At 66.1% G+C, this 17415-nt stretch carries 18 protein-coding genes; 13 read left to right on the top strand and 5 right to left on the bottom strand.

Going from position 1 to position 17415, the window contains the following annotated elements; genetic code table 11:
* Positions 1-172: 172 nt before the first annotated feature.
* The 3 genes from gatB to gatC form a co-directional block, all read right to left on the bottom strand.
* Complete coding sequence (gene gatB, locus CEJ42_RS14120; protein ID WP_079217580.1) at positions 173-1633, bottom strand: Asp-tRNA(Asn)/Glu-tRNA(Gln) amidotransferase subunit GatB; 1461 nt, start codon at positions 1631-1633, stop codon at positions 173-175.
* 48 nt (positions 1634-1681) lie between these two features.
* Entirely contained in the window at positions 1682-3148 is a 1467-nt protein-coding gene (gene gatA / locus CEJ42_RS14115) for an Asp-tRNA(Asn)/Glu-tRNA(Gln) amidotransferase subunit GatA (protein ID WP_088751504.1), read from the bottom strand.
* A 66-nt stretch (positions 3149-3214) separates the two neighbouring features.
* On the bottom strand, positions 3215-3517 hold the full coding sequence (gatC, locus tag CEJ42_RS14110) for an Asp-tRNA(Asn)/Glu-tRNA(Gln) amidotransferase subunit GatC (protein WP_079219260.1): 303 nt from the start codon (positions 3515-3517) through the stop codon (positions 3215-3217).
* 359 nt (positions 3518-3876) lie between these two features.
* Between gatC and CEJ42_RS14105 the strand changes: the two genes are divergently transcribed.
* Positions 3877-4920 carry a rod shape-determining protein gene (locus CEJ42_RS14105; protein WP_006465688.1) on the top strand — a complete coding sequence of 348 codons (1044 nt, stop codon included), beginning with the start codon at positions 3877-3879 and terminating at the stop codon, positions 4918-4920.
* A 39-nt stretch (positions 4921-4959) separates the two neighbouring features.
* Here the strand turns inward: CEJ42_RS14105 and CEJ42_RS14100 are convergent, their stop codons facing one another.
* Positions 4960-5313: a hypothetical protein gene (locus CEJ42_RS14100; protein ID WP_088751503.1), complete on the bottom strand. Its 354-nt coding sequence runs from the start codon at positions 5311-5313 to the stop codon at positions 4960-4962.
* Positions 5314-5510: 197 nt separating this feature from the next.
* Between CEJ42_RS14100 and mreC the strand changes: the two genes are divergently transcribed.
* From mreC to CEJ42_RS14070, 6 genes are all read left to right on the top strand, one after another.
* Positions 5511-6527: a rod shape-determining protein MreC gene (mreC, locus tag CEJ42_RS14095; protein ID WP_088751502.1), complete on the top strand. Its 1017-nt coding sequence runs from the start codon at positions 5511-5513 to the stop codon at positions 6525-6527.
* Complete coding sequence (mreD, locus tag CEJ42_RS14090; protein ID WP_079217576.1) at positions 6524-7033, top strand: rod shape-determining protein MreD; 510 nt, start codon at positions 6524-6526, stop codon at positions 7031-7033. Before mreC ends, mreD begins: the two co-directional genes overlap by 4 nt.
* Before the next feature lie 2 nt (positions 7034-7035).
* The gene (gene mrdA / locus CEJ42_RS14085) at positions 7036-9006 is read left to right on the top strand and encodes a penicillin-binding protein 2 (protein ID WP_079217575.1); all 1971 of its coding nucleotides are present in this window, start codon (positions 7036-7038) and stop codon (positions 9004-9006) included.
* 73 nt (positions 9007-9079) lie between these two features.
* The gene (rodA, locus tag CEJ42_RS14080; RefSeq protein ID WP_079217574.1) at positions 9080-10189 is read left to right on the top strand and encodes a rod shape-determining protein RodA; all 1110 of its coding nucleotides are present in this window, start codon (positions 9080-9082) and stop codon (positions 10187-10189) included.
* A gap of 135 nt (positions 10190-10324) precedes the next feature.
* Positions 10325-11497 carry a septal ring lytic transglycosylase RlpA family protein gene (locus tag CEJ42_RS14075; RefSeq protein ID WP_088751501.1) on the top strand — a complete coding sequence of 391 codons (1173 nt, stop codon included), beginning with the start codon at positions 10325-10327 and terminating at the stop codon, positions 11495-11497.
* A 130-nt stretch (positions 11498-11627) separates the two neighbouring features.
* A complete protein-coding gene (locus CEJ42_RS14070; RefSeq protein WP_079217572.1) occupies positions 11628-11960 on the top strand; it encodes an SMR family transporter in 333 nt (110 codons plus the stop codon).
* A 22-nt stretch (positions 11961-11982) separates the two neighbouring features.
* Here the strand turns inward: CEJ42_RS14070 and rsmI are convergent, their stop codons facing one another.
* Positions 11983-12879, bottom strand: a complete 897-nt coding sequence (gene rsmI, locus CEJ42_RS14065; RefSeq protein WP_088751500.1) for a 16S rRNA (cytidine(1402)-2'-O)-methyltransferase — start codon at positions 12877-12879, stop codon at positions 11983-11985.
* Positions 12880-12892: 13 nt separating this feature from the next.
* On the opposite strand from rsmI, the gene CEJ42_RS14060 reads away from it, so the two are divergent.
* From CEJ42_RS14060 to CEJ42_RS14035, 6 genes are all read left to right on the top strand, one after another.
* The gene (locus CEJ42_RS14060; RefSeq protein ID WP_088751499.1) at positions 12893-14128 is read left to right on the top strand and encodes a penicillin-binding protein activator; all 1236 of its coding nucleotides are present in this window, start codon (positions 12893-12895) and stop codon (positions 14126-14128) included.
* 12 nt (positions 14129-14140) lie between these two features.
* Positions 14141-14548: a YraN family protein gene (locus CEJ42_RS14055; RefSeq protein ID WP_088751498.1), complete on the top strand. Its 408-nt coding sequence runs from the start codon at positions 14141-14143 to the stop codon at positions 14546-14548.
* Positions 14549-14678: 130 nt separating this feature from the next.
* The gene (locus CEJ42_RS14050; protein ID WP_088751497.1) at positions 14679-15275 is read left to right on the top strand and encodes a phosphoheptose isomerase; all 597 of its coding nucleotides are present in this window, start codon (positions 14679-14681) and stop codon (positions 15273-15275) included.
* Positions 15268-15927, top strand: a complete 660-nt coding sequence (locus CEJ42_RS14045) for a BON domain-containing protein (protein WP_079217567.1) — start codon at positions 15268-15270, stop codon at positions 15925-15927. The genes CEJ42_RS14050 and CEJ42_RS14045 overlap by 8 nt, the downstream gene beginning before the upstream one ends.
* A gap of 169 nt (positions 15928-16096) precedes the next feature.
* Positions 16097-16624, top strand: coding sequence for a TlpA family protein disulfide reductase (locus CEJ42_RS14040; protein ID WP_088751496.1), 528 nt, complete (start codon positions 16097-16099; stop codon positions 16622-16624).
* Positions 16625-16830: 206 nt separating this feature from the next.
* Positions 16831-17328 (top strand): Signal transduction histidine kinase, encoded by a 498-nt coding sequence (locus tag CEJ42_RS14035; RefSeq protein ID WP_079217565.1) that lies wholly within the window; start codon positions 16831-16833, stop codon positions 17326-17328.
* Positions 17329-17415: the final 87 nt, after the last annotated feature.

Raw genomic sequence — 17415 nt, 5'->3', positions numbered from 1 at the left:
GGCGTTTCCAATGAATTAAATCGCGGGCGCAATCCGCTATTTGATATCAGTCGGCAACATGCGGGGCGCGTGCGCACCGCACGCCGCACACGACATGTTGTACAAGGTGCAAAGAAAAAAGGCCGCATCCGGAGATGCGGCCTTTCGCCTGCGGCAAACGGAAATGCGGCGATCAGCCCGCCAGCTTCTTGCGCAGCAGTTCGGTCAGCTGCGCCGGGTTGGCCTTGCCGCGCGTGGCCTTCATGGCCTGGCCGATCAGGGCGTTGATGGCCTGCTCCTTGCCGGCGCGGAATTCGGCCACCGACTTCTCGTTGGCGGCCAGCACCTGGTCGACGATGGCTTCCAGCGCGCCGCTGTCGGAGATCTGCTTCAGGCCCTTGGCTTCGATGATGTCGTCGGCCAGGGTTTCCTTGTCGGACCTGGCTTCCCACATGCCGGCGAAGACTTCCTTGGCGATCTTGTTGGAGATGGTGCCGTCGGCGATGCGCTTCAACAGCAGCGCGAACTGCACGGCGCCAACCGGGGCGTTGGCGATGTCGGTGTCCTCGCGGTTCAGGGTCGAGGCGACGTCGCCCATCAGCCAGTTGGCGGCGGGCTTGGCCTGTTCGCGGCCGGCGGCAGCGACCACCGCTTCGAAGTAGGACGCCATGCCCTTGGATTGGGTCAGCACCATGGCGTCGTATTCCGGCAGCGCATAGTCGGCCACGAAGCGCTCGCGCATCGCGCCGGGCAGCTCGGGCATGGTGGCCTTGACGCGCTCGATCCACTCCTGGGCGATGGCCAGCGGCGGCAGGTCGGGGTCGGGGAAGTAGCGGTAGTCCTGCGCGTCTTCCTTGCTGCGCATGGAGCGGGTTTCCTTCTTGTCCGGATCGTAGAGGCGGGTTTCCTGCACCACGGTGCCGCCGTCTTCGATCAGTTCGATCTGGCGGCGCACTTCGTAGTTGATCGCCTCTTCCAGGAAGCGGAAGGAGTTCAGGTTCTTGATCTCGCAGCGGGTGCCGAATTCCTTCTGGCCGACCGGGCGCACCGAGACGTTGGCGTCGCAACGGAACGAGCCTTCCTGCATGTTGCCGTCGCAGATGCCCAGCCACACCACCAGCGAGTGCAGCGCCTTGGCGTAACCGACCGCTTCGGCGGCGCTGCGCATTTCAGGCTCGGTGACGATTTCCAGCAGCGGCGTGCCGGCGCGGTTCAGGTCGATGCCGGTCATGCCCTGGTAGTCCTCGTGCAGCGACTTGCCGGCGTCTTCTTCCAGGTGGGCGCGGGTCAGGTTGATGGTCTTGAGTTCGGTCTTGCCGTCCTTCTCGACGGCGAAGGTCATGGTGCCGCCCTGCACGACGGGGATCTCGAACTGGCTGATCTGGTAGCCCTTGGGCAGGTCGGGGTAGAAGTAGTTCTTGCGCGCGAACACCGAGCGCGGCGCGATGGTGGCGCCGATGGCCAGGCCGAACTGGATGGCGCGTTCGACCGCGCCGCGGTTCAACACCGGCAGCACGCCCGGCAGCGCCAGGTCGACCGGGCTGGCCTGGGTGTTGGGTTCGGCGCCGAACTGGGTCGAGCTGCCGCTGAAGATCTTGGATAGTGTCGAAAGCTGCGTGTGCGTTTCGAGGCCGATGACGACTTCCCACTGCATGATGATGTCCTTGCTGATTCTGCGTTGATGTTGACTAAGGCGCGCGGCTTATGCCGGTTCGCGCAGGTGCCAGTCGGTCGCTTGCTGGAACTGGTGCGCCACGTTCAGCAGGCGGGCTTCGTCGAAATAATTGCCGATGATCTGCAGGCCGACCGGACGCTTACCGTTCTTCTCGCCCTGGCCGAAGCCGCAGGGGATCGACATGCCGGGCAGGCCGGCCAGGCTGGTCGACAGCGTGAAGATGTCGGCCAGGTAGTTGGCCACCGGGTCGTTGGTCTTGTCGCCCAGATCCCAGGCGACGGTGGGCGCGACCGGGCCCATGATGACGTCGCACTGGCGGTCCGGCCCTTCGAGCGCGCGCTGGAAGTCCTGCGCGATCAGGCGGCGGATCTTCTGCGCCTGCAGGTAGTAGGCGTCGTAGTAGCCGTGCGAGAGCACGTAGGAGCCGACCAGGATGCGGCGCTTCACTTCTTCGCCGAAGCCTTCTGCGCGCGACTTCTTGTACATGTCGGCCAGGTCCTTGTAGTCCGCGGCGCGATGGCCGTAGCGCACGCCGTCGAAGCGCGACAGGTTGCTTGACGCCTCGGCCGGGGCGATCACGTAATACACCGGGATCGACAGCTCGGTCTTGGGCAGCGAGATGTCCACCAGCGTGGCGCCCAGCTTCTCGAACTCGGAGAGCGCGGCGCGCACGGCCTGCTCGACGTCGGCGGCCAGGCCGGCGCCGAAGAATTCCTTGGGCACGCCGATGCGCAGTCCCTTGAGGCTGTCGTTCAGGGAGCGGTTGAAGTCTTCCTTCGGGCGCTGCAGGCTGGTGGAGTCGCGCTCGTCGAAGCCGGTCATGGCGTTGAGCAGCAGGCCGCAGTCCTCGGCGGTCTTGCCGATCGGGCCGCCCTGGTCCAGCGAGGAGGCGAAGGCGATCATGCCGAAGCGCGAGACGCTGCCGTAGGTCGGCTTGATGCCGGTCACGCCGCACAGCGCCGAGGGCTGGCGAATCGAGCCGCCGGTGTCGGTGGCGGTGGCCGCCGGCGCCAGGCGCGCGGCCACGGCAGCGGCGGAACCGCCCGAGGAGCCGCCGGGCACGGCCAGCGTGTCCCAGGGGTTCTTCACCGGGCCGTAGAACGAATTCTCGTTGCCCGAACCCATGGCGAATTCATCGCAGTTCACCTTGCCCAATGTAACAGTGCCGGCATTGTTGAACTGTTCCACCACGGTCGCATCGAAGGGGCTTACGTAGTTTTGCAGCATCCTGGAGCCGGCGGTGGTGCGCCAGCCGCGCGTGACGAAGATGTCCTTGTGCGCGATCGGGATGCCGGTCAGAGGACCGGCGTCATTGCCCGCCAGGCGCGCATCGGCGGCGCGGGCCTGGGCCAGTGTCAGGTCGCGATCCACGTGCAGGAAGGCGTTGAGGTCGCTGGCCTCGATACGGTCGAGGAACAGCGTCGCCAGTTCGGCGGCGGAAATCTTGCGCGCTTGCAGTTGCAAGGACAGTTCTTTGAGTGTGAGCTTGTGCATGGAGTTGTATTCGCTGCAGGTCGTACTGTGTTCTGGGTGCTTCTTGCGGTTCGGCCGGCGGCCGGCTTATTCGATGACCTTGGGCACCAGGTACAGGCCGTCCTGGGTCGCCGGGGCCGGTTGCTGGTAGTCTTCGCGGCGATTGGATTCGGTGACCTTGTCCTCGCGCAGGCGCAGCGCCAGCGCCGGTTCGATGGCGGCGATCGGGTGCGACAGCGGCTCCACGCCGGAGGTGTCGACGGCTTTCATCTGCTCCACCAGGGCGAAGATGCCGTTGAGCTTTTCCAGCGTTTGCTCGGCCTGGGCGTCGGTCAGCTCCAGGCGGGACAGGTTGGCGATGCGTTTGACGTCGGAAAGGGCTAGGGACATGGTCGAAAGGGCGCGCCGGGCGCGCTGCATGAAGTTGAATGGAGTCCGGCGCGGGCCGGCGCCGGGAGGAAGAGGGTTTCCGGTCGCCGCTGCGACCGCGAAAGCCTTCTTGCGGGAATAGTCTCCGGGGCCGGCGGCCTTGCAGTCGAAAAGACGGCAAAACCGCGCCAAATGGCCGCCAAATGGCCCCAAAGGGCTGGAATTTTTGGCGGTTCCGCGTGCTGGTTTCTGTGGAATTATAAGGTAGAATGTCGGATTAATGCCTTGCTGGCGCCGGTTTTTCGCGTCGCCGCGGTCATAAGCGGACACCCCCCCTATCAAAAAGCTAGGCGCCCCGTGAGGGCGCATCAGGACAATTCATGTTTGGATTTTTACGTAGTTATTTCTCGAACGACCTGGCGATCGACCTCGGTACCGCGAACACGCTGATCTACGCGCGCGGCCATGGCATCGTGCTGGACGAACCTTCGGTCGTCGCGATCCGCCAGCAAGGCGGTCCCAACGGCAAGAAGACCATCCAGGCCGTCGGCAAGGAAGCAAAGCAGATGCTGGGCAAGGTGCCCGGCAACATCGAGGCGATCCGCCCGATGAAGGACGGCGTGATCGCCGACTTCACCGTCACCGAGCAGATGCTGAAGCAGTTCATCCGCATGGTGCACGACTCCAAGCTGTTCCGCCCCTCCCCGCGCATCATCATCTGCGTTCCCTGCGGCTCGACCCAGGTCGAGCGCCGCGCGATCCGTGAATCGGCGCTGGGCGCCGGCGCCTCGCAGGTCTACCTGATCGAGGAACCGATGGCAGCCGCCATCGGCTCCGGCCTGCCGGTCTCGGACGCCACCGGCTCGATGGTGGTCGACATCGGCGGCGGCACCACCGAAGTGGGCATCATCTCGCTGGGCGGCATGGTCTACAAGGGTTCGGTGCGCGTGGGCGGCGACAAGTTCGACGAAGCCATCGTCAACTACATCCGCCGCAACTACGGCATGCTGATCGGCGAACAGACCGCCGAAGCGATCAAGAAGGAAATCGGCTCGGCCTTCCCGGGTTCGGAAGTCAAGGAAATGGAAGTCAAGGGCCGCAACCTGTCCGAAGGCATCCCGCGTTCCTTCACCATCTCCAGCAACGAAATCCTGGAAGCGCTGACCGACCCGCTGAACAACATCGTGTCGGCCGTCAAGAACGCGCTGGAACAGACCCCGCCGGAACTGGGCGCCGACATCGCCGAAAAGGGCATGATGCTGACCGGCGGCGGCGCGCTGCTGCGCGACCTGGATCGCCTGCTGATGGAAGAGACCGGCCTGCCGGTGATCGTGGCCGAAGACCCGCTGACCTGCGTGGTGCGCGGCTCGGGCATGGCGCTGGACCGTATGGACAAGCTGGGCTCGATCTTCTCGGCCGAATAAGTTGAACGCGGGCAGCCGTCAAGGCTGCCCGCGGTGCATTTACTCAAGCGGTTTGCTGTTGTCGAGCTCGCCGGCCGCCAGCGCTTCGGCGCAGGTCCGGTGGTAGGCGGCGGCGGTGAGCCGGTCCTGCTGATTGAAGGCGGCGTAGAACGCGACGGACTTGCCTTCGACGACCCGGGTGTAGTCGTAGCATTCGCCCGTGCCGTTCAGGATGCGCGTCTTGCGTTGCGGTTGCCCCGCCCTGGCCAATACCCTGGCCTTGGTGGGATCGGCATCGTAGGCGCCGGTGGCGTAGCCGTCGCGCAGCAGTGCCTTGTCTGCGGCGGTGAAGCATCCGCCCAGCGCCAGCAGGGCGACAAGCAGGACAGCCGAAGGTAGTACGGTTTTTTTCAAGAATTTCTCCAGGGTTTCGATTTCAAGGCGCCGGACACTTACCGGGCGCGCGATTTCGATGCAATTTGACGGCGCCTATTGCCAGGCGGCCGAAAATCTCCGGAAATTCGCGATATTTCTAAGATCAGACTGGAATGAAGGGTTGGTAGGCCTGCGCCAGCCGGATGCTCACGCATTGCGGCGCACCTGATGCGTTTATGGAAATTCCACCACTTTTCAAGCAGGGCGCCTCGGCCCGCGTACGCGTCACGATTTTCGCCCTTCTCTCCATCGTCATGCTGGTCGTCGACGCCCGCATGCACGTGCTGGGCACTATCCGCCAGGGCATCGGCGCGGCGCTCTATCCGTTCCAGACCGTGGCCATGGTGCCGCGCGACGCGGCCGCGAGCGTGGCCGACTACTTCACCTCGGTGTCGGCGCTGCAAAAGGAAAACCAGGGCCTGCGCCAGCAGCAGATCGTCAACTCCCAGCTGATGCAGCAGGAGCGCCAGCTGGCCGCTGAAAACGCGCAGCTGCGCAAGCTGCTGGACATGCAGCAGAAGGTGCCGGTCAAGTCCATCGTCGGCGAGATCCTGTACGACGCGCGCGATCCCTTCACCCGCAAGATCATCCTCAACCGCGGCTCCCAGCAGGGCGTGACCGCCGGCCAGCCGGTGATCGACGAGGTCGGCATCGTCGGCCAGGTCACGCGCGTGTTCCCGTTCACCTCCGAAGTCACGCTCCTGACAGACAAGGACCAGGCAATCCCCGTGCAGGTGCTGCGCAACGGCCTGCGCAGCGTGGCCTACGGCCGCGGCCAGACCGGCGCGCTGGACCTGCGCTTCATGCCGGCCAACGCCGACATCCAGAAGGGCGATACGCTGGTGACCTCGGGCATCGACGGCGTCTATCCGCCGGGCCTGTCGGTGGCCACCGTGGTGCTGATGGAAACCCGCTCGGCCGACTCCTTCGCGCGCATCGTGTGCCAGCCGCTGGCCGGCATCGACCGCCATCGCCAGCTGCTGATCCTGCTGGTGGAACAAACCCTGCCGCCGCGCCCGGAGCCGGAAGCCGTCGATGAGAAGTCGGCCAAGCTGTTCAAGCGCCGCCTGCGCGACAGCACCCGCGACACCTCGGCCGACGACGCCAACGCCACGCCCAAGGACAAGCCCGCCGACGAGCGCAAGGGCGCCGCCAACGTGACGCCGCCGGCCGCCAAGGAATCCGCACGATGAACGATCATTACATCCTCCTGCCGGCCAATCCGCTGTTCATCGCGTTCAGCCTGGTCATTGCCTTCCTGCTCAACCTGATGCCCTGGGGCCAGATGGTCGGCGTGCCCGACTTCGTGGCGCTGGCGCTGGTGTTCTGGAACATCCACCAGCCGCGCAAGGTCGGCATCAGCGTGGCCTTCCTGATGGGCCTGCTGATGGACGTCAATGAGGCCACCCTGCTGGGCGAGAATGCACTGGCCTATACCCTGCTCTCCTATTTCGCGATCATGATCCACCGCCGCGTGCTGTGGTTCCCGCTGCGCACCCAGGCGCTGCACGTGCTGCCGCTGCTGCTGCTGGCGCAGGCGGTGCAACTGGTGGTGCAGCTGCTGGTGACGGGCAAGTTCCCGCACTGGTTCTATTTCAGCGAAAGCCTCGTCTCGGCGGTGCTGTGGCCGCTGGTGAGCCTGCTGCTGCTGGCGCCGCAGCGCCGTGCGATCGACCGTGACGAAAACCGCCCCATCTGAGCATGACCGAGTTCAAGAACACCGCGCATGAGCTGAAGCTCTTCAGGCTGCGGCTGGTCGCCGTCAGCATGCTGGTGCTGATCTGCTTCAGCCTGCTGCTGGCGCGTTTCCTGTGGCTGCAGGTGGTGCGCCACGACGCCTACGCCGCGCAGGCCGAGGAAAACCGCATTTCGGTGGTGCCCATCGTGCCCAACCGCGGCCTGATCCTGGACCGCAACGGCGTGGTGCTGGCGCGCAACTACTCCGCCTACACGCTGGAAATCACGCCCTCCAAGATCAAGAACAACATCGACGACCTGATCGACGAGCTGGGCACGCTGGTGGAGATCCAGCCGCGCGACCGCCGCCGCTTCCGCCGCCTGCAGGACGAATCCAAGAATTTCGAAAGCGTGCCCATCCGCACCCGCCTGACCGACGAGGAAGTGGCCAAGTTCACCGCCCAGCGCTACCGCTTCCCGGGCGTGGAGGTGCAGGCGCGCCTGTTCCGCCAGTACCCCTACGGCAAGACGGCGGCGCACGTGATCGGCTACATCGGCCGCATCAGCGCGCGCGACGCCGAGCGCATCGCCGACTCCGACGACGAGGCCAACTACAACGGCACCGACTACATCGGCAAGGAAGGCCTGGAAAAGAGCTACGAGACCCAGCTGCACGGCACCACCGGCTACGAGGAAGTGGAAATCTCGGCCAGCGGACGCGCGGTGCGCTCGCTCTCGCGCACCCCGGCCACGCCGGGCAAGAACCTGATCCTCTCGATCGACATCGAGCTGCAGAAGGTGGTGGAAGAAGCCTTCGGTGACCAGAAGGGCGCGCTGGTGGCGATCAACCCGGCCACCGGCGACATCCTGGCCTACGTCTCGCAGCCGTCCTACGATCCCAACCTGTTCGTCGAAGGCATCGACCAGCAGAGCTGGGACGAGCTGAACAAGTCGCCCGACAGGCCGCTGCTGAACCGTCCGCTGTCGGGCACCTATTCGCCCGGCTCGACCTACAAGCCCTTCATGGCGCTGGCGGCGCTGGAGTTGGGCAAACGGCGGCCGCAGGATTCCATCCGCGACCCGGGCTTCTTCGTGCTGGGCAACCACCGCTTCCGCGACGACAAGGAAGGCGGCCACGGCGTGGTCGACATGTACCGCTCCATCGCCATTTCCTGCGACACCTATTACTACATGCTGGCCAACGACATGGGCGTGAACGCGATCCATGATTTCATGAAGCCCTTCGGCTTCGGCCAGATCACCGGCATCGACCTCGAGCACGAGAAGCGCGGCATCCTGCCCTCCACCGAGTGGAAGCGCACCGCCTTCCGCAAACCCGAGCAGAAGCGCTGGATCGCCGGCGACACCGTCTCGCTGGGCATCGGCCAGGGCTACAACAGCTTCACCCCGCTGCAGCTGGCGCAGGCCACGGCGATCCTGGCCAACAACGGCGTGGTGATGAAGCCCCACCTGGTCAAGATCATCGAGGACGGCGTGACCCACGAGCGCACCGAGACCGTGCCCAAGGAAAGCTACCGCATCCCGCTGAAGCAGGAGAACGTCGACTTCATCAAGCGCGCCATGGTGGGCACCGTCAAGGAAGGCACGGCGCGCGCCGCGTTCGCCGGCGCTCCCTACGACTCGGGCGGCAAGACCGGCACCGCGCAGGTGGTCAACATCGCCAAGAACCAGAAGTACGACTCCAAGAAGCTCTCGCGCATCTACCACGACAACGGCCTGTACATCGGCTTCGCGCCGGCCGACGCGCCGCGCATCGCCATCGCCGCGGTGGTCGAGAACGGCGGCTGGGGCGCAGGCGTGGCCGCGCCGCTGGTGCGCAAGGCGATGGATTACTTCATGCTGGGCAAGAAGCCCAACGAGCCGATCAAGTCGGTCGCCCCGAACGAAGCCGTCACCTCGGACGCGCCGGTCGAAGGACCGACTTCCGACGACAGCGGCAACACCCCCACCGTCCAGCCGGACGTGCAGGAGTGACGGTGCGATTCGTTTATCATTCCGGTGCGCGGCGCATGGCCGCCGGCGCACATGACCAGACCTGGGAGCCGGCATGAGCCTGCAACGTCCCCCTCTGTGGCAAATCATCAAGCCGCACCTGACGGTGTTCGACGGCGCGCTGTCGCTGATCGTGTTCCTGATCCTGTCGGTGGGCATCGTCACGCTGTATTCGGCCGGCATGAACTTCCCCGGCCGGGTCGAAGACCAGCTGCGCAATATCCTGATCGCCTTCATCGTGATGTGGATCGCGGCCAACGTCTCGCCGCAATTGCTGCTGCGGCTGGCGGTGCCGGTCTATACGATAGGAGTGACGCTGCTCATCGCGGTGGCGCTGTTCGGCATCATCAAGAAGGGGTCGCGCCGCTGGCTCAACATCGGCGTGGTGGTGCAGCCGTCGGAGATCATGAAGATCGCCATGCCGCTGATGCTGGCCTGGTATTTCCAGAAGCGCGAGGGCATGCTGCGCTGGGACGCCTTCCTGGTAGCCACGCTGCTGCTGGTGATCCCGGGCTTCCTGATCATCCGCCAGCCCGACCTGGGCACCGGCCTGCTGGTGCTGGGCGCGGGCTTCTACGTGATCTTCTTCGCCGGCCTGCCGTGGAAGATCCTGGTGGGCCTGTTCGTCGCCGGCGCGGCCAGCCTGCCGGTGGTGTGGTCCTTCATGCACGACTACCAGCGCCAGCGCATCATGATGCTGATCGACCCGACCTCCGATCCGCTGGGCAAGGGCTTCCACATCATCCAGTCGACCATCGCCATCGGCTCCGGCGGCGTCGCCGGCAAGGGCTGGCTGATGGGTACGCAAACCCACCTGGAATTCATTCCCGAGCGCACCACCGACTTCATCTTCTCGGTCTACTCCGAAGAGTTCGGGCTGATCGGCAACGTGGTGCTGCTGGTGCTCTACCTGCTGCTGATCGGCCGCGGGCTGATGATCGCCGGCAACGCGCCGACGCTCTTCACGCGCCTGTTGGCCGGCGCCATCACGATGATGTTTTTCACTTATGCCTTCGTCAACATGGGCATGGTCAGCGGCATCCTGCCGGTGGTCGGCGTGCCGCTGCCGTTCATGAGCTACGGCGGCACCGCGCTGGTCACGCTGGGCCTGGGCGCGGGGATCCTGATGAGCATCCAGCGCCATCGCAAGCTGGTGCAGACCTGAGGCGCTGCGCACACCGCCGCGCGGCGGCGGTGAACTTGCGCCACTGACGAGTTGTCAGCCATGCGGCGATGCACTCTGGTATCGTTGCGAAAAAATTCCGGCCGGATACAGCGGCCGCATTGCTTAGGACTGCGGATGCGACCATTATCAATCGAACAATACGGCAAGACGCTGCGCCTGGCGGCACTGGCAATCCCGGTGCTGCTGGCCGCCTGCAGCACCACCCCGCCGCCGGCGCGCCAGAGCGCGCAAGCGTCGACGCCGACCAAGGCGACCGGCTCCAGCCGTCCCAACAATGCGCCGGCGCTGCCGGCGGCGGGCTCGGGACGCGGCGGCTACTACAAGGATGACGGCCCGGGCGATCACATCCCCGACGGCCTGCTCGACGTGGCCGACGCCGAACCGCAGGTGGAGCCGCTCTCCAGGGCCGCCAGCAAACCCTATGTGGTGTTCGGCAAGACCTATGTGCCGGTCACCGACAACCAGCCCTTCATCCAGCGCGGCATCGGCAGCTGGTACGGCAAGAAATTCCACGGTCAGAAGACCTCGTCCGGCGAGCTGTACGACATGTACAAGATGACCGCCGCGCATCCCACGCTGCCCATTCCCTCGTACGCCCGCGTCACCAACCTGAAGACAGGCAAGCAGGTGATCGTGCGCATCAACGACCGCGGCCCCTTCCATTCCAGCCGCATCATCGACCTCTCCTACACCGCGGCCCTGAAGCTGGGCTACCTGAGCTCGGGCAGCAGCGAACTGGAAGTCGAACGCATCCTGCCGGAAGAAGCCCAGCGCATGGCCGATGCCCGCCGCAACGGCACCCAGCTGGCCGCCGCCGATCCGATCAACAACGCCGCGGAAGCCGGCGCCGGCGTGTCCACCGGCGCGGTGGCGATCAACTCGGTGAACGCGCAAAACCTGCCGCCGCAACCGACGGTGGCGGCGGTGCAGCCGATCAACGCCACCACCTCCAGCTCGGCCGACGGCGCCGGCATGGCGGGTGGCGGCGGCATCATCAATGCCGTGGCCAGCGGTTCGGCGCCGTCCCCGGCGCTGCCCCAGGCGGTGCCGCTGTCGGCCGGCTACTACCTGCAGTTCGGCGCCTATTCGCAGGAGACCAATGCCCTGCAGGCGCGCGACAAGCTGCTGCCCAGCCTGTCGGGCATCATCGACAACCTGCAGGCGATCCAGGTCAACGGCCTCTACCGCCTGTACGCCGGCCCCTACCCGACCCGCCCGGCCGCGCAGAATGCCGCGCTGCTGGTGCGCCAGCGCAGCGCCGGCACGCCGTTCGTGGTCGAGCGCTGATCCCCTTCTTTCCGGCGCGCCGCACGCGCGGGCGCCGGATTCCCGGATCCTCGGATTCCCGCCTGCCGTGCGTTGCCGATGTTCGCCGCGTTCGGAGCCGTCCCACCTTCATTCTCCGCGGAGCAAGCACATGCATCCTTATCTCGCCCTGGGCATCGCCATCGTTTCCGAAGTCATCGCCACCTCCGCGCTGCGCGCCTCGGACGGTTTCTCGCGCCTGTGGCCGTCGCTGATCGTGGTGGCCGGCTACGGGCTGGCGTTCTTCTTCCTGTCGGTGACGCTGAAATCGATTCCGGTGGGCATCGCCTATGCGATCTGGTCCGGGTTGGGCGTGGTGCTGATCTCGCTGGCGGCGTGGGTGCTGTTCGGCCAGAAGCTGGATGCGGCGGCCGTGATCGGCATGGGGCTGATCGTGGCCGGCGTGGTGGTGTTGAACGTGTTCTCGAAGTCGTCAGCGCACTGAGGCGCCGACGCGGGCGGGCGCCTCAGGCGCCGTCCTTGATTTCCAGCGCGCGGTCGTAGAGCGCGTTCTTCTTTTTTCCGGTGATCTGCGCGGCCAGCGAAGCGGCCTGCTTGACCGGCAACTCTTCCAGCAGGATGCGCAGCACGCGCTCGGCGTCGGCCTCGTCGCCATCGGTGGCCGGCGCGCCTTCCACCAGCACCACGAATTCGCCGCGCTGGCGGTTGGCGTCCTCTTCCAGCCAGGCCGGCGCTTCGCCCAGTGCGCAGCGATGGATGCTCTCGAACAGCTTGGTCAGCTCGCGCGCCAGCACCACGCGGCGCTCGGGGCCGAACACCTGCAGCATGGCCTGCACCGTCTCGACGATGCGGTGCGGCGCTTCGTAGAACACCAGCGCCGCCCGCATCGCGGCCAGCTCCTGCAGCGCCGTTTCGCGCTGGCGCGCCTTGCTCGGCAGGAAGCCGGCGAAATGAAAACGCTCGTCCGTCAGGCCCGAGGCCGACAAGGCCGTGACCGCCGCCGAGGCGCCGGGCAGCGGCACCACTTGCAGGCCGGCGGCGCGCACCGCATCGACCACGCGCGCGCCGGGGTCGGACACGGCCGGCGTGCCGGCGTCCGACACCAGCGCCACGCGCTGGCCGGCGCGCAGGCGCTCGACGATCTTGTCGGCGGCCTCGCGCTCGTTGTGCTCGTGCGCCGCCACCAGCTGCTTGGACAGGCCGTAGCGCTGCAGCAGCTGGCTGGTGTTGCGGGTGTCCTCGCAGGCCACGGCGTCGGCGATGGCCAGCACGTGGAGCGCGCGCAACGTAATGTCGCATGCGTTCCCGATGGGCGTGGCCAGCACATATAATGCCGACACCGGATAGTTTTGCTGGGCGGCATCAGACAGGATGGAAGCGGCTACGCTCGAATTCTGATTCATTGGAGGAGGCGGAATGTTCACTGGATTCAAAAAAATGGCCGCGCTCGGGGGCGTGCTGGGCGGACTCTGGTTCGCGGCATCGCCTGCGTCGGCAGCCGACAGTGTACCCCTGCTGGCCCAGGCCGCGCCGGTGATCCAGGCTCCGGCCGCCGATCCGGCGCCGCCGGCCGGGCCCGACGCGACGCAACCGCCGATGCAGCAGGCCGCCGCCGCGCCCGCGCCGGTCCGCATGGCGCTGCTGCTGCCCAACCGCGGCGGCATGTTCGGCGCCGCCGCCGACGCGGTGCGCACCGGCTTCCTGACCGCCTATTCGCGCCAGAAGGACAACATCCAGCTGGCCATCATCGAAACCGGCGACTCGGTGCCCGACATGCAGCGCGCCTACGACGACGCCTCGGCCAGGTTCGACATCCTGATCGGCCCGCTCTCGCGCAGCGCCGTCACCGCCGTGGCCCAGAGCGGTCGCGTCACCAAGCCCACCATCGCGCTGGCGCAGCCCGACCTGCCCGGCGAGACCGAGGCGCAGCTGCCGCCGATGATGCTGACGGTGGGCCTGTCCATCGACGACGAGGCGCGCCAGGTGGCCAACTGGGTCGAGAAGGAAAAGGCGCCCGGCAAGATCTTCGCCATCGCCACGCCGGTGGCCTGGCAAAAGCGCGCGGCGCGTTCCTTCCAGGCGCGCGCCCGCCAGCTCGGATTGCAGGCCGAGACGCTGGAGCTCTCCACGCCCGGCAATGCGCTGTCGGCGCCCGGCCTGGCGCAACTGGCCAAGCGCATCGAACAGGAAAAACCGGCGCTGATCTTCGCCGCGCTGGACGCATCCCAGGTGGTGCAGCTGCGCAGCGCGGTCGGCACCGAGCTGCCGATCTACGGCACCTCGCAGATCAATCCCTTCACCCTCAGCCGCGACAACCCCAACGACAAGCTGCCCGAACTGGAGGGCGTGAGGCTGATCGACATCCCCTGGCAGCTGGAGCCGGACAACGTCGCCGTCTCGCGCTATCCGCGCCCGGCCGGCAATGAAAACGACCGCCCCAATCCCGATCTGGCGCGCCTGTATGCGCTGGGCATCGACGCCTACCGCATCGCCCACGAAATCGCCCAGCGCCGCTCCGGCTTCGACCTGGACGGCGTCACCGGACGGCTGAACGTCAACATGATCGGCGGCGGCGCCACCTACTTCCAGCGCCAGGAAACCCAGGCGGTGTTCCAGAACGGCCTGCCCGTTCCCACCGCCGACCAGTACTGAGCGGTTGCGACGATGGGCTTGCTGGACGCCTGGCGACGCTCCCCGGCAGGGCGGGCAGACGATGCGGGCGACGCCCGCACCGGCCGCCAGCGCACCGGCGACGCGGCCGAGGATGCCGCGCTGGCGCACCTGCGCCGGCATGGCCTGGAGTTGGTGGAGCGCAATTTCCGCTGCAAAGGCGGCGAGATCGACCTGATCATGCGCGACGGCGCATCGCTGGTGTTCGTCGAGGTGCGGGCCCGCGCCGGCCGCACCTACGGGGGCGCCGCGGCCAGCGTGACGCCGGCCAAGCAGCGCCGCCTGATCGTGGCGGCGCAAACCTTCCTGCAACGCTACGGCTCGCCGCCGGCCTGCCGCTTCGACGTGGTCGGCTTCGACGGCGCCGGCCTGGAATGGCTGCGCAACGCCATCGAAAGCTAGGCCCGGGATGCGGCAAAAGCTCGTGCCGCGCGGCCCGCAGCGGTATCATGTCGGGGTCGCCGGCCCGAAACCTTTCTTTACGATTTGTACGGGCTGAGCCCGGTCCAACTCAACTATAATCCCAGCCACTATGACGAATCCTCGTATCCTCGCCCATTTCCAGGAAAGCGCCGACCTGAAGATGAAAGCAGCCAATGTGCTGGCGCAACCCATCGAGCAGGCTATTGAACTTATGTTCACGGCGCTGTCGAATGGCAACAAGATCCTTGCCTGCGGCAACGGCGGATCGGCCGCCGACAGCCAGCACTTCGCCGCTGAACTGGTCGGCCGGTTCGAACGCGAACGCCTGCCGCTGCCGGCCATGGCGCTGACCACCGACAGCTCCATCCTTACCGCGGTCGGCAACGACTACAGCTACCAGGAAATCTTCTCGAAGCAGGTCCAGGCCTTCGGCCAGGCGGGCGACGTCTTGCTGGCGTTTTCCACCTCGGGCAATTCGGGCAACATCCTGGCCGCCATCGACGTGGCGCACGAACGCGACATGCGCGTGGTGGCGCTGACCGGCAAGGGCGGCGGCAAGATCGGCAAGGTTCTGACTGACGCCGATGTACATATCTGCGTGCCGCATGAACGTACCGCGCGCATCCAGGAAGTGCATCTGGTGACCCTGCACTGCATTTGCGACGGCATCGACGTCGCGCTTTTTGGAGATGATGCGAATGAGTGAAGCACGATCGTTGTTGACAAGGATGCGCCGCCCGCTGGCGGCCGTGGCGCTGGGCGGCATGCTCGCCGTGAGCCTGCAGGGCTGTTTCGCGGTGTTCGCCGGCGGTGCGCTGGCCACCACCTTCGCGGCCACCGACCGCCGCACGCTGGGTGCGCAGACTGAAGACAAATCGATCGTGGTCAAGGGCGAGAACCGTATTCCGGGCGTTGTGGCCGCCGGCTCCCACGTCAACGTGACCGCCTTCAACCGCAGGGTGCTGCTGTCGGGCGAAGTGCCTGACGAGGCCTCCAAGGCCGCCGCCGAACGCGAAGTCAAGGGCATCGAGAACGTTGACACCGTGTACAACGAACTGGAAATCGCCCCCTCGTCGAGCTTCTCCTCGCGCTCCAGCGATGCGCTCACCACCAGCAAGGTCCTGGCCAGCCTGGTGGACGACAAGACGCTGTACTCCAGCGCCTTCAAGGTCACCACCGAGCGCGGCATCGTCTACATGATGGGCCGCGTGACCCAGCGCGAAGGCCAGCTGGGCGCCAAGATCGCCAGCGGCGTGTCGGGCGTGCAAAAAGTGGTCACCCTCTACGAGTACATCTCGGAAGAAGAGCTGAAGGATTACCAGCGCAAGCCGGCCAGCGAGAACAAGTCGACCAGCTGAGCGAACGTTCCTTCACCTGATGCAAGTCAAACCGCCGGCCCGTCCGGCGGTTTTCATATCCGGCCGCCGCCCGCAGGATCCGGCCGGGACGGCTATAATGGCCGGGTTTCCCGTCATGCCGCCGTGAGCGTATCCTGCGGCAGGACATCACCGTCTTCGGAGCCAACCCATGCAAGCACAGGCAACCTCCCCGCGCAGCGGCCTCTGGATCAAGCTGGCCGGCCTGGCCGTGGTCGCGGTCATCGCCGCGGTCGCCTTCTTCAAGGTCAACGCCGGCAATGCCGCGCCCGACGTCACCTTCACCAAGCTCGATGGCGAGCGCGTGGCGCTCAAGGACCTGCGCGGCAAGGTCGTGATGGTCAACTTCTGGGCCACCAGCTGCACCACCTGCGTGGGCGAGATGCCGCAGATGATCGAGACCTACAACAAGTTCAAGGACCGCGGCCTGGACTTCGTGGCCGTGGCCATGAGCTACGACCCGCCGAACTACGTGCTGAACTACACCGAAACCCGCAAGCTGCCCTTCAAGGTGGCGCTGGACACCCAGGACAAGCTGGCCAACGCCTTCGGCGACGTCAAGCTGACCCCGACCACTTTCGTGATCGGCAAGGATGGCAACATCATCAAGCGCTATGTCGGCGAGCCGCAGTTCACCGAGCTGCACCAGCTGCTGGAAAAAGCCCTGGCCGCGGCCTGAAGCTTGCCGCCCTGACATCGAACGCCGGCCATCGCCGGCGTTTTTTTATGGCCGCGCAGCATCGGAAAGATTTCCCCGCGGACACTTCCGAGGAACATCGCCGGCGCCACGGCAGTCCAACCGGCTCAGCTTGCCTGGATGGCAAGCCCTCTCACCGCAATGCCGCAATTGCGTGCCTGCAAACAAACCCACAACAGGAGGCTGCAATGAGATTCCGAACCGTTTTCCTGATCGTATTGCTGGTGCTGGTCGCCATCTTCGCCGCGGTCAACTGGACCGCCTTCACGGCACCCACCACGCTGTCGCTGATCTACTCCGACTTCCAGGCGCCGCTGGGCGCGGTGATGCTGGGCGTGGTGGTGGTGCTGACCGCCTTCTTCCTGCTCTACATCCTGGCGCTGCAGACCAGCGTGATGCTGGAAAGCCGGCGCCTGACCAAGCAGCTGGAGGCGCAGCGCGATCTGGCCGACCAGGCCGAGCACTCGCGCTTCAATGAGCTGCGCGGCTTCCTGAAGGCCGAACTGGAACAGCTGGCGCGCCGCCAGACCGAGCAGCAGACCCTGCTGGCGCAGCGGCTGGACGGGCTGCAAAAAGACCTGAGCCTGCGCGTGGAGCAGACCGAGAACGCCGTGGCGGCCCAGGTCGGCGAGCTGGACGACCGCCTGCAGCGCCACAGCGTGGCCGGCGTGATCAAGCCGCTCTGAATCCCGCTGCGGCGCGAAAAACAAAAAGGGCTGCATCTCCGGATGCAGCCCTTTTGCCTGAATCGCCCGGCATCGCCTGGCGCTTGC

Source organism: Herbaspirillum robiniae, assembly GCF_002213415.1.
Classification (GTDB): domain Bacteria; phylum Pseudomonadota; class Gammaproteobacteria; order Burkholderiales; family Burkholderiaceae_D; genus Herbaspirillum; species Herbaspirillum robiniae.
Note: the sequence above shows the minus strand (reverse complement) of the source record. Positions and strands in the feature narration are given on the sequence as shown.